This is a genomic window from Agrobacterium sp. D14, assembly GCF_001526505.1.
Taxonomy (GTDB): Bacteria; Pseudomonadota; Alphaproteobacteria; order Rhizobiales; family Rhizobiaceae; genus Agrobacterium; species Agrobacterium leguminum.
The window spans coordinates 1-15,444 of the sequence record NZ_ASXX01000025.1; the positions used below are offsets into that span (position 1 = coordinate 1).

At 60.8% G+C, this 15,444-nt stretch carries 13 protein-coding genes; 9 read left to right on the forward strand and 4 right to left on the reverse strand.

Annotation, left to right across the window (positions count from 1 at the left end; all coding sequences use genetic code 11):
• Positions 1-146 precede the first annotated feature (146 nt).
• The 6 genes from L901_RS15780 to L901_RS15805 all read left to right on the forward strand — a co-directional run bounded on the left by L901_RS15780 (position 147) and on the right by L901_RS15805 (position 8,140).
• A complete protein-coding gene (locus tag L901_RS15780) occupies positions 147-962 on the forward strand; it encodes a MurR/RpiR family transcriptional regulator (protein ID WP_003519830.1) in 816 nt (271 codons plus the stop codon).
• 208 nt (positions 963-1,170) lie between these two features.
• Positions 1,171-3,087 (forward strand): 5-dehydro-2-deoxygluconokinase, encoded by a 1,917-nt coding sequence (gene iolC, locus L901_RS15785; RefSeq protein ID WP_059758468.1) that lies wholly within the window; start codon positions 1,171-1,173, stop codon positions 3,085-3,087.
• Positions 3,084-4,910: a 3D-(3,5/4)-trihydroxycyclohexane-1,2-dione acylhydrolase (decyclizing) gene (gene iolD, locus L901_RS15790; protein WP_059758471.1), complete on the forward strand. Its 1,827-nt coding sequence runs from the start codon at positions 3,084-3,086 to the stop codon at positions 4,908-4,910. The genes iolC and iolD overlap by 4 nt, the downstream gene beginning before the upstream one ends.
• Position 4,911: 1 nt before the next feature.
• The gene (gene iolE, locus L901_RS15795; protein WP_059758474.1) at positions 4,912-5,820 is read left to right on the forward strand and encodes a myo-inosose-2 dehydratase; all 909 of its coding nucleotides are present in this window, start codon (positions 4,912-4,914) and stop codon (positions 5,818-5,820) included.
• A gap of 190 nt (positions 5,821-6,010) precedes the next feature.
• Complete coding sequence (gene iolB / locus L901_RS15800) at positions 6,011-6,823, forward strand: 5-deoxy-glucuronate isomerase (protein ID WP_059758477.1); 813 nt, start codon at positions 6,011-6,013, stop codon at positions 6,821-6,823.
• Between the two features lie 189 nt (positions 6,824-7,012).
• A complete protein-coding gene (locus tag L901_RS15805; protein WP_059758479.1) occupies positions 7,013-8,140 on the forward strand; it encodes a Gfo/Idh/MocA family protein in 1,128 nt (375 codons plus the stop codon).
• A gap of 280 nt (positions 8,141-8,420) precedes the next feature.
• On the opposite strand, the gene L901_RS15810 is transcribed toward L901_RS15805, so the two are convergent.
• The 3 genes from L901_RS15810 to L901_RS15820 all read right to left on the reverse strand — a co-directional run bounded on the left by L901_RS15810 (position 8,421) and on the right by L901_RS15820 (position 11,550).
• The gene (locus L901_RS15810) at positions 8,421-9,383 is read right to left on the reverse strand and encodes a 2-hydroxyacid dehydrogenase (protein WP_059758482.1); all 963 of its coding nucleotides are present in this window, start codon (positions 9,381-9,383) and stop codon (positions 8,421-8,423) included.
• A gap of 500 nt (positions 9,384-9,883) precedes the next feature.
• Positions 9,884-10,906: a LacI family DNA-binding transcriptional regulator gene (locus L901_RS15815; RefSeq protein ID WP_003505469.1), complete on the reverse strand. Its 1,023-nt coding sequence runs from the start codon at positions 10,904-10,906 to the stop codon at positions 9,884-9,886.
• 134 nt (positions 10,907-11,040) lie between these two features.
• Positions 11,041-11,550, reverse strand: a complete 510-nt coding sequence (locus L901_RS15820) for a MarR family winged helix-turn-helix transcriptional regulator (protein WP_035263256.1) — start codon at positions 11,548-11,550, stop codon at positions 11,041-11,043.
• Positions 11,551-11,629: 79 nt separating this feature from the next.
• On the opposite strand from L901_RS15820, the gene L901_RS15825 reads away from it, so the two are divergent.
• The 3 genes from L901_RS15825 to L901_RS15835 all read left to right on the forward strand — a co-directional run bounded on the left by L901_RS15825 (position 11,630) and on the right by L901_RS15835 (position 14,934).
• On the forward strand, positions 11,630-12,430 hold the full coding sequence (locus L901_RS15825) for a creatininase family protein (protein WP_059758484.1): 801 nt from the start codon (positions 11,630-11,632) through the stop codon (positions 12,428-12,430).
• A gap of 113 nt (positions 12,431-12,543) precedes the next feature.
• A complete protein-coding gene (locus L901_RS15830; protein ID WP_059758487.1) occupies positions 12,544-13,662 on the forward strand; it encodes a GTP-binding protein in 1,119 nt (372 codons plus the stop codon).
• A 279-nt stretch (positions 13,663-13,941) separates the two neighbouring features.
• Complete coding sequence (locus tag L901_RS15835; RefSeq protein ID WP_004433450.1) at positions 13,942-14,934, forward strand: WD40 repeat domain-containing protein; 993 nt, start codon at positions 13,942-13,944, stop codon at positions 14,932-14,934.
• Between the two features lie 60 nt (positions 14,935-14,994).
• Here L901_RS15835 and L901_RS15840 read toward each other — a convergent pair whose 3' ends face one another.
• Positions 14,995-15,420, reverse strand: a complete 426-nt coding sequence (locus L901_RS15840; RefSeq protein ID WP_059758490.1) for a hypothetical protein — start codon at positions 15,418-15,420, stop codon at positions 14,995-14,997.
• Between the last annotated feature and the right edge of the window lie 24 nt (positions 15,421-15,444).

Consider the following 15,444-nt stretch of genomic DNA (forward strand, 5'->3'; position numbering starts at 1 on the left):
TTCCGGCTCAAGGCCGGAATGACGGAGGGTTACCGATCACACAAAGCCCCCGTCGTCTCATTTGCCCTTCCTTAAAAAACCCAATGGAATAAAAATTCCACTGCAGTTAAAGTGCACACGATTTCAGTCTGCACAAAGGAAAGACAATGACGGCAATCGAGGCGCCAGAATCCGTAAAGGCTTTTGAGGAGCGGCTGCTCCAGGTCGCGGAGGGTTTGCCGAAACGATTGCGGCAATGCGCCGATTATGTCGCTTCCAATCAGGATCGCATCGCCGTTTCGACCGTCGCCGAAATGGCGGAAGGGGCTGGCGTACAGCCCTCGGCCTTCATGCGTTTTTGCCAGATCATGGGCTTTTCCGGCTTTTCGGAAATGCAGCGGCTGTTCCGTGATTCCTATGTCGGCGGCTGGCCGGATTATGCCACACGACTCGACCATTTGCGGGAGAAGGGCGATGAAAGCGCATCCGGCCTGCTTGCCGAATTCGTGGAGGCCGGCCGTTCCTCGCTGGAAATGCTGCTCAAATCGGTCGATACCCGCCAGCTTGACGAGGCGGTTTCGGCACTGGCGAAGGCGCGCACCGTGCATATCATCGGTCTGCGGCGCTCTTTCCCCATTGCCAGCTATCTCGCTTACGCCTTCGAGAAGATGAAGGTGCCGGCGGTTCTGCACAGTGCGGTCGGCGGGCTCGGCAATATCAGCGCCATTTCCCGTGACGATGCGCTGATCGCGATCACCTTTTCTCCCTATTCCGCAGAAACGCTGGAGCTGGCGGAAAACGCCCGCGCCAACGGTATTCCGGTCGTGGCGCTCTCCGATTCCGCCGTCAATCCGCTGCGGAAATCCGGTGCGACGCTGCTGACCGTCACCGAGATCGATTTCGGCGCATTCCGCTCGCTTTCCGCCACGCTCTGTCTGGCCATTACGCTGGCCGTGGCTGTGGGAACGCGCAAAACAGCCTGAATATTTTTATTGAAAACGGAAAAAATAGAATTTATGATCCAAATCCATGAAACGGGCATTCCATAATCGTCCGTCTCGTGACGAACGAAAATGAGCGGAGGAGGCTCATCGGAGCGGGATGGCGAAAGATGCGGGCGATCGTCGCCTGAATGCTGCTCCAGACATGTGAGGCAGACCGTACCGAGGTGCGGTGCTAAGGAGGAACCTTTTGAAAAAACTTGATCTCATCACGATCGGGCGCTCGTCTGTCGATCTGTACGGTTCGCAGGTCGGCGGCCGTCTGGAGGACATGGCCTCCTTTGCCAAATATATCGGCGGCTCTCCCACCAATATCGCAGCCGGCGCTGCCCGCCTCGGGCTCAACAGCGCCGTCATCACCCGCGTTGGCGATGAGCATATGGGCCGCTTCATCCGCGAACAGCTGGTGCGCGAAGGCGTCGACGTGCGCGGCGTAAAGACCGATCCGGAGCGGTTGACCGCGCTGGTGCTGCTTGGCATTCGCGACCAAAACCAGTTCCCGCTGATCTTCTATCGCGAAAACTGCGCCGACATGGCGCTCAGCGAAGACGACATCGATCCCGCCTTCATTGCCGAGGCAGGCTGCGTCTGCGCCACCGGCACGCATCTGTCGCACCCGAAGACGGAAGCAGCCGTGCTGAAGGCGCTGAAACTCGCCCGCGAAAATGGCGCGAAGACCGCACTCGATATCGATTACCGCCCCAATCTCTGGGGTGTGGCCGGCCATGGCGATGGCGAAAGCCGTTTCGTCGAATCGCAGAAGGTCACCGCCAAGCTGCAATCCACCCTGCATCTCTTCGACCTGATCGTCGGCACGGAAGAGGAATTCCACATTGCCGGCGGCTCCACCGATACGCTGACCGCGCTGAACGCCGTACGCAAGGTCTCGAATGCGACGCTGGTGTGCAAACGCGGGCCGATGGGTGCTTCGGTTTTCGCCGGTGAAATTCCTTCCAGCCTCGATGATGGCGAAACTGGCGAGGGTTTCCCGATTGAGGTCTTCAACGTTCTGGGTGCGGGCGATGGCTTCATGGCCGGGCTGTTTCGCGGCTGGCTGCGCGGCGAAGACTGGCCGACGACGCTGAAATACGCCAATGCCTGCGGCGCCTTCGCCGTCTCCCGCCATGGCTGCACGCCGGCCTATCCAAGCTGGGAGGAGCTGCAATATTTCTTCAAGGCCGGCATTCGCAACAAGGCGCTGCGCAAGGACGAGGCGCTGGAGCAGGTGCACTGGTCGACCAACCGCAAGGGCGACTGGGACACGATGCGCGTCTTCGCCTTCGACCACCGCATGCAGCTGGAAGCCATCGCCGACGAGCTTGGCGTGAAGCACGAGCAGATCGGCGCTTTCAAGAAACTCTGCCTTCAGGCCGCACAGCATGTTGCCGGCGACAGGCCGGGTTACGGCATTCTCTGCGACGGCCGCCTTGGCCGTGACGCCCTGTTTGCCGCCAGCGGCTCGGGCCTCTGGATCGGCCGACCGGTGGAATGGCCGGGCTCGCGCCCGCTGACGCTGGAGCCCGATCTCGGCAAGGATTTTGGCGGTCTTTCCGAATGGCCGCTTGAAAATGTCGTCAAGGTTCTGTGTTTCTATCATCCCGACGATACGGATGAGATGCGCGCCACGCAGGAAGAGACGGTCATGCGCCTGTTCCAGGCGACACGCCGCAACCGGCTGGAAATGCTGCTGGAGGTCATTCCCTCCAAGGTCGGCCCGACTGACGATTTGACCGCCGCCCGCATCATCGAGCGCTTTTACGAAATCGGGGTCTATCCCGACTGGTGGAAGCTGGAGCCGATGAAGACCCGTGCTGCGTGGAAAAACGCCTGCGACGCCGTGCATCGCAACGATCCTTACGTGCGGGGCATCGTCGTGCTCGGTCTCGACGCGCCGCAAAGCGAGCTGGAAGAGAGCTTCCGCCTTGCCGCCGGTTTCGATCTGGTCAAAGGTTTCGCCGTTGGCCGCACGATTTTCGCGGATGCCGCCCGCAGCTGGCTCGGTGGCAAAATGACCGATGAGGAAGCGGTCAGGGATATGGCGCAGCGCTATACCAGCCTGTGCCGCATTTGGGATGAGGCGCGCGCCAAAAAGGGAGAGGCAGCGTGAAGACAATCAGATTGACGGCTGCGCAGGCCATGGTTCGTTACCTGGCAGCGCAGATGAATGAACACGGCGAAACCTATATCGCCGGCATGTGGGCCATTTTCGGCCATGGCAATGTCGCCGGCATCGGCGAAGCGCTTTATGGTATCCGCGACGAACTGCCGACCTATCGCGGCCAGAACGAGCAATCCATGGCCCATGCGGCCATCGCCTATGCCAAGCAGTTGCGCCGCCGCCGCGCCATGGCGGTCACCTCCTCCATCGGCCCCGGTGCCGCCAATATGGTAACGGCGGCCGCCCTTGCCCATGTCAACCGCCTGCCGGTGCTGTTGATCCCCGGCGACGTCTTCGCCAATCGCGGCCCCGATCCGGTCTTGCAGCAGCTCGAAGATTTCGGCGATGGCACGATGACGGTGAATGACTGCTTCCGCCCCGTCAGCCGTTATTTCGACCGCATCATGCGGCCGGAACAATTGCTCACCGCACTTCCCCGCGCCATGCGCACCATGACGGACCCGGCCGATTGCGGCCCCGTCACGCTCGCCTTCTGCCAGGATGTGCAGGCGGAAGCCTATGATTACCCCGAGAGCTTCTTCGAAAAGCGTGTCTGGCGCCAGCGCCGTCCGGAACCCGACGTGGTGGAATTCGAAGAGGCCGTCGCTGCGCTGAAGGCGGCGAAGAACCCGATCATCGTTGCCGGCGGCGGTGTGCATTTTGCCGGCGCAACCGAAACGCTGAAGCGCTTTGCCGAAACCCATTCCATTCCCGTCGTCGAAACGCAGGCCGGTAAATCGGCTCTGGCGTGGGATCACGATCTCAATTTCGGTCCTGTCGGCGTCACCGGTGCGGAAAGCGCCAACATCATCAGCGAGAAGGCCGATCTGGTCTTCGGCGTCGGCACCCGTTTTCAGGATTTCACCACCGGCTCCTGGGCACTGTTCAAGAACCCGAACCGCAAAATCCTGGCGCTCAACGTTCAGCCCTATGACAGCGCCAAGCACGATGCGATCAGCCTGACGGCGGATGCAAAGATCGGGCTTGAGAAACTCTCCGCAGCGCTTGGCAGCCACCGTTTTGCGGCGCCGGATGCCGGTCTCAAGGCTGCATGGTTTAAAAAGGCCGATGCCGATACGGCAGCGCCGGGCGAGGACAATGCCAACAGCCTGCCCACCGACATGCAGGTCATCGGCGCGGTGCAGCGCCAGTCGCGTGACAATACCGTCGTCATGTGCGCGGCAGGCACCATGCCGGGCGAGCTTCACCAGTTGTGGAAATCCAAGCTGCCGCTCTCCTATCACATGGAATACGGCTTCTCCTGCATGGGTTATGAAGTGGCGGGCGGCCTCGGCATCAAGATGGCGGAGCCGGACCGCGACGTGATCGTCATGGTCGGCGACGGCTCCTACATGATGATGAATTCCGAGCTTGCGACATCGGTTGCCATGGGCGTGAAGATCACGCTCGTCATCACCGACAACAGGGGTTACGGCTGCATCAACCGGCTGCAGATGGAAACCGGCGGCGCGGAGTTCAACAATCTCTACGCCCACACCAACGTCAACCCGATCGCCATCGATTTCGTGGCCCATGCGGGCTCGATGGGGGCGGATGCGCGCAAGGTTTCCACCATAAGCGAGCTGGAAGAGGCGCTTGCCGCAGCCCGCGCATCCAGCCGCACCACCGTCATCGTCATTGATACCGACCCATATCCGACCCCGCAGGCCGGCGGTCACTGGTGGGATGTCGCGGTGCCTGAAGTTTCCGACCGCGCCGAAATCGGCCCGGCCCGCGCCCGTTATGAAAACCATGTCAAGGAAAGACAGTAAGATGATCCGTTACGGAACCAACCCGATTGCCTGGTCCAACGACGACGACCGCACGCTGGGCGCGCATATCAGCCTCGAACAATGCCTCGATGAAACCGCCAAGATCGGTTTCGACGGCATCGAGAAGGGCCACAAGTTCCCGACTGAGCCGGAAGGCTTGAAGAGCGTGCTTTCGCCGCGCGGCCTCTCCTTCGTCTCCGGCTGGCATTCGCTGAACCTTCTGACCGACGACATCGAATCCGAAAAGAAGGCGATGCAGCCGGCGCTTGACCTGCTGAAAGCCATGGGCTCGAAGGTCATCATCGTCTGCGAGACCTCCAATGCCATCCACGGCGATGACAACAAGGCGCTGGTCGACCGTCCGCGCCTTGCGGCCGAGGACTGGGCCAAATTCGGCGCGGGCGTCGAGGCGCTGGCCGCCTTTGCCGCAGAACAGGGTATCACCCTCGTTTATCACCACCACATGGGAACGGTGGTCGAGAGCGAAGAGGAAATCGACCTTCTGATGAAGCATACCGGTCCGAAGACCCATCTGCTGCTCGATACCGGCCATTGCCTGTTCGGCGGCGGCGATCCCGTGCGCGTCGCGCAGAAATACATGGGTCGTGTCGGCCATATCCATGCCAAGAATGTGCGCCCTGCCATTGCCGATCAGGTTCGGGGTGAGCGGCTCTCCTTCCTCGAAGGCGTTCGCCGCGGCGTGTTCACCGTGCCGGGCGACAGCGAAGGCGGCGTGAACTTCCCGCCGGTGCTGAAGGTCGCGGCCGAGCATGGTTACAGCGGCTGGCTGGTGATCGAGGCCGAACAGGACCCGGATGTCCGCAACCCGTTCGAATATCAGAGCCTCGGGCTGAAATCGCTGAAGGCTTTTGCGCGCGAAGCAGGGCTGGACAAGGCTCAGGCTGCTTGAGCTGAACCGACAGCGGGCGGCACACCCCGCCCGTCATACCGGCCTTGAGCCGGTATCCAGCCAGCCCAAGTCCTTGGGCTGAAAAGAGTTGTCCCCGCCGCGCGGACGCGCGTCGGCTGGACCCCGGCTCAAGGCCGGGGTGACGAGACGGCAAGAACCGACGAACGACTGACCAAAAAGGAACACCACCATGACCTCACTTCTGCGCAAGCCGGTCGCGACCAGCGGCAAGGTGCACGACATCACGCCCCAAAGCGCGGATTGGGGTTATGTCGGTTTCGGCCTTTACCGCCTGAAGCCGGGCGAGACGGCGGCAGAAAACACCGGCGATACGGAAGTCATCCTCGTGCTGGTCGAAGGCAAGGCGACAATTTCCGCAGGCGGGAAGGATTTCGGTGAACTCGGCGACCGCATGAATGTGTTCGAGCGCAAGCCGCCGCATTGCGTCTACGTGCCCGCCGGCTCCGAATGGTCGCTGACCGCCACGACCGACTGCACCGTCGGCGTCTGCACCGCACCCGGCGAAAAAGGCAGCCGCGAGGCGCAGCAGATCGGCCCCAATGGCGTGCAGCTGACCGAACGCGGCAAGGGCGCCAATACGCGTTATATCTTCCCCATCGCCATGGAAGAGCGCGATGTGGCCGACAGCCTGCTGGTAACGGAAGTCTTCACGCCGTCGGGCAACTGGTCGTCCTATCCGCCGCACCGGCATGATGAGGATAACTACCCCAATATGACCTATCTGGAGGAGACCTATTATCATCGCCTCAACCCGGCGCAGGGTTTCGGTTTCCAGCGCGTCTTCACCGAGGACGGTTCGCTGGATGAGACCATGGCGGTGTCGGACGGCGATGTCGTGCTGGTGCCCAAGGGCCACCACCCCTGCGGCGCGCCCTATGGTTATGAGATGTATTATCTGAACGTGATGGCGGGGCCGATGCGCAAATGGCGCTTCAAGAACCACCCGGATCACGACTGGATTTTCAAGCGGGATAATCCTTAAGCCGCCAACGTACACAGCGCACGCCTCATCCCTGTGCTTGTCACAGGGATCCAGCCAGCCCAAGTCTTTGGGCTGAAAGGACTCTTCCCGCCACGCAGACGCGTGTCGGCTGGATTCCTGTGACAAGCACAGGAATGAGGAGAGGAAAACGCAAGCCATTTGAATCTAAACTCTCGGGAGGAGAATACCATGGCCGCTCTTGGCGTGGGCCTTATCGGCACCGGTTACATGGGCAAATGCCACGCGCTGGCGTGGAACAATGTCACCAGCGTCTTCGGCGATGTGGAACGCCCCCGCCTTGTGACGCTCGCGGAAGTCAATCCCGAGCTTGCCGCGAAGAAAGCCGCCGAATTCGGCTTTGCCCGCTCGACAGGCAACTGGCGCGACCTGCTTTCCGACCCCGAGATCGATGTGATCTCGGTCACCACGCCCAACGCCTTCCATCCAGAAATGGCGATTGCCGCCCTTGAGGCCGGCAAGCATGTCTGGTGCGAAAAGCCGATGGCGCCCGCCTTTGCTGACGCGGTGAAGATGCGCGATGCCGCCCGCCGATCCGGCAAGGCCGCGGCGATGGGCTACAACTACATCCAGAACCCCGTCATCCGCCACATCCGCCGCCTGATCGACGAAGGCGCGATTGGCAACGTCTATCACGTCCGCGCCGAAATGGACGAGGACTTCATGGCCGATGCCACCCAGCCCTTCTACTGGAAGAGCGAAGCCTCCTCCGGTTACGGCGCGCTGGATGATTTTGCCGTGCACCCGCTGTCGCTGCTCTTCGCCCTTTTCGGTCATGCCGAAAGCGCCATCACCGACATGGTGAAGCCTTACGAAACCCGCCCGCTTGCCAGCGGTGGCGACCGCGCCGTCGAGACGCATGACCTCGCCAGCGTGCTGCTGAAACTCGAAGGCGGCATTTCCGCCGTGCTCATCGCCAACCGCTCCGCCTGGGGCCGCAAGGGCCGCATCGCCATCCAGATTTATGGCTCCACCGGCTCGATCCTGTTCGATCAGGAACGGATGAACGAGTTCCAGCTTTACACCACGGATGGACGCCCGGAGGAGCAGGGTTTCAGAACCATCCTCACCGCGCCGCACCACAAGCCCTACGACCGCTTCATCCCCGCCCCCGGCCACGGCCTCGGCTTCAACGATCTGAAGGTGATCGAATGCCGGGAACTGATCGCGGCAATCGAGGGGAAAAAGGCCCATATCATCGATTTCGAGGAAGGGCTGAAGATCGAGCGCAGCATCCACGCCATGGCCCGGTCGTTTGCCGAAGGGCGCTGGGTGGGAAGCGCGGAGATTGCGGAATAAGTGAAAGCATTTGTGGTGTGGCGGCAAGGCCTCCCCACTCGATGTCATCTACCGAGGGGTTGGGGGTACTTTACCGCTCACTTGGGGCCATCTCCGGGACAACCCTGGAACTTTGCCGCCCCCGCGACGTCATCCTCGGGCTTGACCCGAGGATCCATGGTTGGGCTGGGTTGTGGATCCTCGGGTCAAGCCCGAGGATGACGAAAGAGAGGGTAGAGCCTTCGCCCTAGTCTACACGTCGAAGGCTGCTCTTCGCAGCCCTCGCCCCTTCCCCAAAGCCTCATCCCTTGACCGGCGTTTCCGGCACCGGCGTCAGCACCTTGCCGTCCTTGAACCAGCCGAGAATATTGTCAGCCACCAGATCGGCCATGGCGTTGCGCGTCGGAACCGAGGCGGAGGCGACATGCGGCAGCAGGGAGACATTCGGCAGCGACAGGAAGGCTTCCGGCACCTTCGGCTCGGCATAGAACACATCGAGGCCGGCAGCCCCCACAACACCGCTCTTGAGCGCCTGCAAAAGCGCATCCTCATCGACGCTGGAACCACGCCCGACATTGATGAACACGCCCTCAGGCCCAAGCGCCGTCAGGATTTCGGCGTTGATCGCCTTATGTGTTTCCGGCGTGCCGGGCACGATGCAGATCAATATATCGACGGCTTCCGCCATCTCCTTCAGCGAGCCGTAATAGGTGTAGGAGAGGCCATCCCGCTTGCTGCGGGTGTGGTATCCGATCTCCACCTTGAAAGGCTCCAGCCGCTTGGCGATTTCCTGCCCGATGCGGCCCATGCCAAAGAGACCCACCTTGCGGCCGCGCAGCGAAAACGGCGACAGCGCGAACGGACCTTCGCCAACCCATTTGCCGTCGCGCAACCAGGTCTCGGCCTGATAGAGCCGGCGCACCGTGTTGATCAAAAGCGCAATCGTCGTATCGGCCACTTCGTCGTTCAGCACGTCAGGCGTATTCGTCACCACGATGTTGCGCGTGGCGGCATGTCTGGCGTCGACGCCGTCATAACCCACGCCGAAATTGGCGATGATCTCGAGTTTCGGCAGCGCATCGATCCATTTGGCGTTGACGACGCCGGAAACAGCGATGGCATTGACGCGCTCGGCCGCTCCATCAGGCAGAACCGGCTCGGCGCCGGCAGGCACGGCCACGATCTCGACCTTGCCTTCGAGGCGTTCGAGAACGCGCGGGTTTATCTTGCCGGGAACGAGAACGACGGCCTTTTTGTCAGACATGAGCGGGTATTCCTCCTGATAACATTCCGATAGCCGGAGCGGGCTTCAAGCGAACCTTTCGCCATCCCGCTCCTCTGGGCGGCGATCTTTTCAAACAACGGCGGCCGTGAAAAGGGCAATAAGGGGATGCTATGGGGGCAGACGGAAGTTTCATGCCGATTTTTTGCGACACATGCACGTCCGTCATGCCGACCTGATCCGCGGGTATTCGGTATAAATCTCTAGAGAGGTTGCGCCTGAACGGAGGTCAAGCGCGAAGGATATGGTTTCTCGCGACGTCATCCTTGGGCTTGTCCCAAGGATCTAATCACGTCGACAAAATCAAGACGTTGCAGATCCTCGGGACAAGCCCGAGGATGACGTCGGCGCAGGTGGCGGGACCATCTTCCTAAAAAAGATTCCTTTCCCGCCGCGCGGACGCACCTCGGCTGGCTTTCGGGTCAAAGCGTGAATGACGGGGAGGTGCGACGCCAAGACCGCTTCTGCGCATCAGGTCAGGCTCACACCCGCGGCCGCACCGGCCCGGTCGATTGCCGGATGCGCATTTCCGGCTTGATGAGGTGAATGCCGTCAGGCTCGTGGCTGCCCGCCAGCCTGTCCAGCAGCGCGCGGGCCGCCAAGCGCCCGACCTCGGCCTGGCCGTTGGAAACGGTGGTCAGCGCCGGCGTGGCAATCGCCGCCTCTTCCAGATCGTCATAGCCGGTGACGGAAATATCGACGCCCGGCACGAGACCAGCACGGGAAATGCCGTTCATGAGACCGATGGCGACGAGATCGTTCCAGCAGACGGCCGCCGTCGGCTTCTGCGGCAGCGAGAGGAAATGCACTGCCGCCTCGAAACCGCCCTGCTTGGAGCGCGGGCCGGGAATGCGCAGGTTCGGATCGACCTCGATGCCGGCCTTGCGCAGCGCATTGACATAACCCTGGTAACGGTCACGGCCCGTCGAGGTCTGGTCGGTGCCGCCAACCATGGCGATGGTGCGGTGGCCGAGGCTGATCAGGTGGTTGGTGGCGAGCGAAATGCCATAGCTGTCGTCGCCGCGATAGGTCGGCATGTCGACGCCATCCATCGAACGGGCCACCAGAATGGCGGGCATGCCGTTTTCCTCGGCCAGCGTCATGTCCTCGATCGGCGTACCGATGGCCGGCGACATGATGATGCCGTCGGAACCGAGTTGCAGCAGCGTTTCGATGAAGGTGCGCTGTTTTTCTACCGAATCGTAATGGTTGGAAAGAATGAAGGTCTGGCGGCTGCGGTCCAGCTCACTTTCGATGGCTTTCAGAATTTCCCCGTAAAACGGGTTCATCACATCGTGGAATACCACGCCGACGATGCCGGAACGCGAGGTGCGCAGGCTGGCGGCGCGGCGGTTATAGATATAACCCAGTGCCCGCGCCTGTTCCTTGATCTTGTCCCGCGTATCGGCAGCGACCAGCGGGCTGTCGCGCAATGCAAGAGAAATGGTGGCGGTCGAAAGACCGAGGCTTTCGGCAATCGTGGACAGTTTGACCTTTTGGGCCACGGCATTCCTCCCCAAACGCGTGTTAGTGACGGATGGCTCCGTTTAAATTGCAATTAAACAATTTAAACAAAATCCGCAACCCGTTTAAGGAATACCCACAAAACAGATGGTTCTTTTAAAAATTTCAGCAAAAATTATTGAAGATTGGCGTCTATCGCCTTCAAGAGTTTAACGATGTTGCGCACATCCTTGGCCGAAAGCCCCTCGACGGCTCTTGCGCCGCAATTGGCGATGGAAACATTGATGTGTTCGACGCTTTTCAGACCCGCTTCCGTCAGCTTCACCAGCGTCACGCGGCCATCCTCGTCGTCGCCGCTGCGTTCCACGAAGCCCTGGGCTTCCATGCGGCCGATGGTGCGCGTCATGGTGGGCGCCTTGACGCCGAGTTTCTGGGCGATCTGCCCCGGCGTCAGGCTGCCTTCCTGCGCTAGCGCCAGAATAACGCCGTCTTGGCCCGCATAAAGCCCGCTTTCGGCAAGGCTGTGGCTCAGCGCCGTGCGCATGGAACGGGCCGCCTGGGTGATGGATTGCGCCAGTTCCTCGGGGTTGAAATTCTCATCCCGTTTTTTGGCGTCCTTTACCTTCTTGCCGCCCTTTTCCTTCTTGGCGCTTTTGTCCTTATGCCCGGTTTTGTCCTTGCTCATATGCGAGTGCCTTTTACCCTGTGGCGGAACCGATATATGTTGCTGGAAATCCTTAACGAATGCACGCGCGGACTGCCATATGCCAAACTCATACACGCATTATCACGACGAAAACGTAACAGACCCGCATCTTCGCGCAACAGCTGCAATTTCCGTGCTGCCGCTCGGCGCGCATGAACAGCATGGGCCGCACCTGCCGTTCGAGACCGATACGCTGATTGCCGAAGGCATCGCCGCCCGTCTCGCCGCCGCCCTGCCCTCTTACCTGCCCGTCTCCTTCCTGCCGGTGGAACCGGTCGGCTATTCCATCGAACACATGAATGTGCCGGGCACGAAAACGCTGCGTTACGATGAGGCCATCGAGCGCTGGCTCGGCATCGCCGAGGCGGAATATAAAAAGGGCGTGCGCAAATTCGTGATGCTGAACGCCCATGGCGGCAATTCACCGCTGATGACCATCGTCGCCACCGAGGCCCGCGCCCGTTTCGGCATGCTGGCGGTCGCCACAAGCTGGACCCGTTTCGGCGTACCGGCCGATATCGTGAAGCCGGAAGCCAAGGCGGTCGACATCCATGGCGGCGATATCGAAACATCGGTCATGCTGGCGCTTCATCCCGAGCGGGTGGCGATGCAGAAGGCCGCCGACTTCCCCTCCCGCCAGAGCGATTTCGCCAGCCGCTTCAAACACCTGCGCGCCTATGGCCCGCATGCCTTCGGCTGGCTGATGAGCGATCTGAACCCCGATGGCGTTGCCGGAAACGCCGCCGCCGCAACAGCGGAAAAGGGCGAAAGGCTGATTTCCCACGCCGTAAAAGGCCTTGTCGAACTGCTTGAAGATATCCACGCTTTTGACATAACGTTATTTCATAACAAAATTTGAGTGCCATGGCCGAATTCGGCCAAAATCTCTTTGAACTGCCAGGACGTCGCGCCTATATGGACGACGACACATCTTCCTGAGGCCTGACGGCCTCTCTCCACGCGGGGTTTTCCATGACCGAAACAGCTATAGCCAAGCCCATTCCAGTCACCGTCCTGACGGGATATCTCGGCGCCGGCAAAACGACGCTTCTCAACCGCATTCTCTCCGAGAACCACGGCAAGAAATACGCTGTCATCGTCAATGAATTCGGCGAGATCGGCATCGACAACGATCTGATCGTCGAGTCCGATGAAGAAATCTACGAAATGAACAATGGCTGCGTGTGCTGCACGGTGCGCGGCGACCTCATCCGCGTCGTGGAAGGCCTGATGCGCCGCCCCGGCCGTTTCGACGGCATCATCGTCGAGACAACCGGTCTTGCCGATCCGGTTCCCGTCGCCCAGACCTTCTTCATGGATGACGACGTGCGCGCCAAGACCGAGCTTGACGCCGTCGTCGCCCTGGTTGACGCCAAGCACCTGCCGCTGCGCCTGAAGGACAGCCGCGAAGCCGAAGACCAGATCGCCTTTGCCGATGTCGTCGTCGTCAACAAGACCGATCTCGTTTCGCCGGAAGAAGTCGCCCGCATCGAGGACATCGTGCGCGCCATCAATCCTTCCGCCCGCATCTACAAGACCACGCGGTCCGGCGTCGATCTCGCCCGGGTTCTCGATCAGGGCGCCTTCAATCTGGAGCGCGCGCTGGAAAACGATCCGCATTTCCTCGAGCACGGCCATGACGACCACGTCTGCGGCCCCGATTGCGACCATCACCACCACGATCATGACCACCATCATCACGACCATGATCACGATCACGGGCATCATCACCACGATCACGACCATGGCCACGATCACCACCACCATGGCGCGGTTTCGCCGATCCATGACGTGACGGTGCAGTCGGTCTCGCTGCGCGGCGGCGAGATGAACCCCGAGCGGTTCTTCCCGTGGATCCAGAAGGTCACCCAGACCGACGGCCCGAACATCCTGCGCCTCAAGGGCATCATCGCCTTCAAGGGCGATGCGGAACGTTACGTGGTGCAGGGCGTGCACATGATCATCGAGGGTGACCACCAGCGCCCGTGGAAGGAAGACGAAAAACGCGAAAGCCGCCTCGTCTTCATCGGCCGCGAACTGGATCGTGAGAAGCTGGAAAAGAGCTTCAACGCCTGCCTCGCGACGGCCTGATCGCTCTCCCTCTTTCACCCCGGCCCTGAGCCGGGGTGTCACGTTTCCTTCCCTCATCTCTGTGCTTGTCACAGAGATCCAGCCAGCCCAAGTCCTTGGGCTGAAGGAACTTTTCTCGCCGCGCAGACGCGCGTCGGCTGGATTCCTGTGACAAGCACAGGAATGAGGTTGAAGGGATGTAAAGCGGTTCCGCTTTTGCCGGAAATGCTCTAGAACCATGCCAGCCAGCGGGAATGACACCCCCGCCCATCCGACACAGATACGAAAGACCGATGCCCCATGCCGACTGTTGCCCCGCTTGATATCGAAGGCCACGTGGTCTCGACCCATTTTCTCGGCGACATTCCCCTGTTTGCCACCGCCGCCGGCACCATTCACCGGCTGGATGGCGGCGAGAAGGTGACTGAGGCGCATGACGGACTTCTGACCTGCGTGCGCGATCCCTATAGCGCCACGCTGCTTTCCGGCGGCGAAGACGGCCGTGTGCTGCGCATCGGCCATGACGGCAGCATCGGCGAAATCGCCAATGTGCCGCGCAAATGGGTGGGCGTCGTTGCCGGCGGGCCGCAGAAGGCTGTCGCTTATGGCGTCGGCAAGTCCAGCTTCGTGCGGCTGTCGGACGGCACGGTCAAGGAATTCAAGGAAGAGCGCACGGTGGAGGCCATCGCCTTCGCGCCCAAGGGCCTGCGCATTGCGGTGGCCCGTTATAACGGTGTGACGCTGCACTGGGTGGCGACCGCCGGCGATCCCGTCGATCTGGAATGGAAGGGTGCGCATACCGGCGTCACCTTCTCGCCCGACGGCAAGTTCCTCGTCACCACCATGCAGGAAAACGCCTTGCACGGCTGGAAGATGGAGGCCACCAAGGGCGGCATGGAAGCCCGCCACATGCGCATGACGGGTTATCCCGCCAAGGTCAAATCCGTCTCCTGGTCGGCAAAGGGCAAATGGCTCGCCTCTTCCGGCGCGCCGGCCGCCATCGTCTGGCCGTTTGCCGGCAAGGACGGCCCGATGGGCAAGGCCCCGGAAGAACTCGGCAGCCGCGCCAACATCATGGTCACCAATGTCGCCTTCCATCCGGTGGAAGATGTGCTCGCCATCGGCTTCATCGACGGCATGATCCTCGGCGTGCGCCTTGCCGATGGCAAGGAAGCCCTGCTGCGCCGCCCCGGCAAGGGCGCCATCACCGGCATGGACTGGAGCGCCACCGGCAAGCTGCTCGCCTTTGCTTCGGAAGCGGGGGATTGCGGGATCATCGATATTTCGGCTTGAGGGCTGCTCGGTCACGTGGCGAGCTAGGGCGCGGACTCATAATGACCTGATCCCAAGGCCTCAAATTATCAGCTTTCCTGTAGCCCAGAATTCATGGACCTTATTCCACCATCCGAGAGTTTCCGGCTGCAGCCATGGACGAAAATCGTCAGAGCGAGTTTTACGATGCAAATGTCCATTCTGTAAATCTTCGAGGAGACCTATTGTAGCCGCCTCTTTAACATATGGGTCGCCCTTGATGTGCCAGCGTTCGACAACATCAAAGACCGCGTCAAATCGATGCGTGTTACCCGTCTCCAAATCCCGAATTAGATGACGTGCAAGCTCTGACAGTGCCAAATAAAGTGGCAACTCGTCCTCAGATCGGTATTCCTCCTGGAATGCCTCCCACTTTTCACGAAAGGATGGGTCAGCCTGCAAAAGCGGCTCAAACATATTCGAGCGATCGAACTCGACCGAAAGTGCGTTGACATTGTTCTCGGACATAACGCTTTTCCTCTTCTGAGCCCC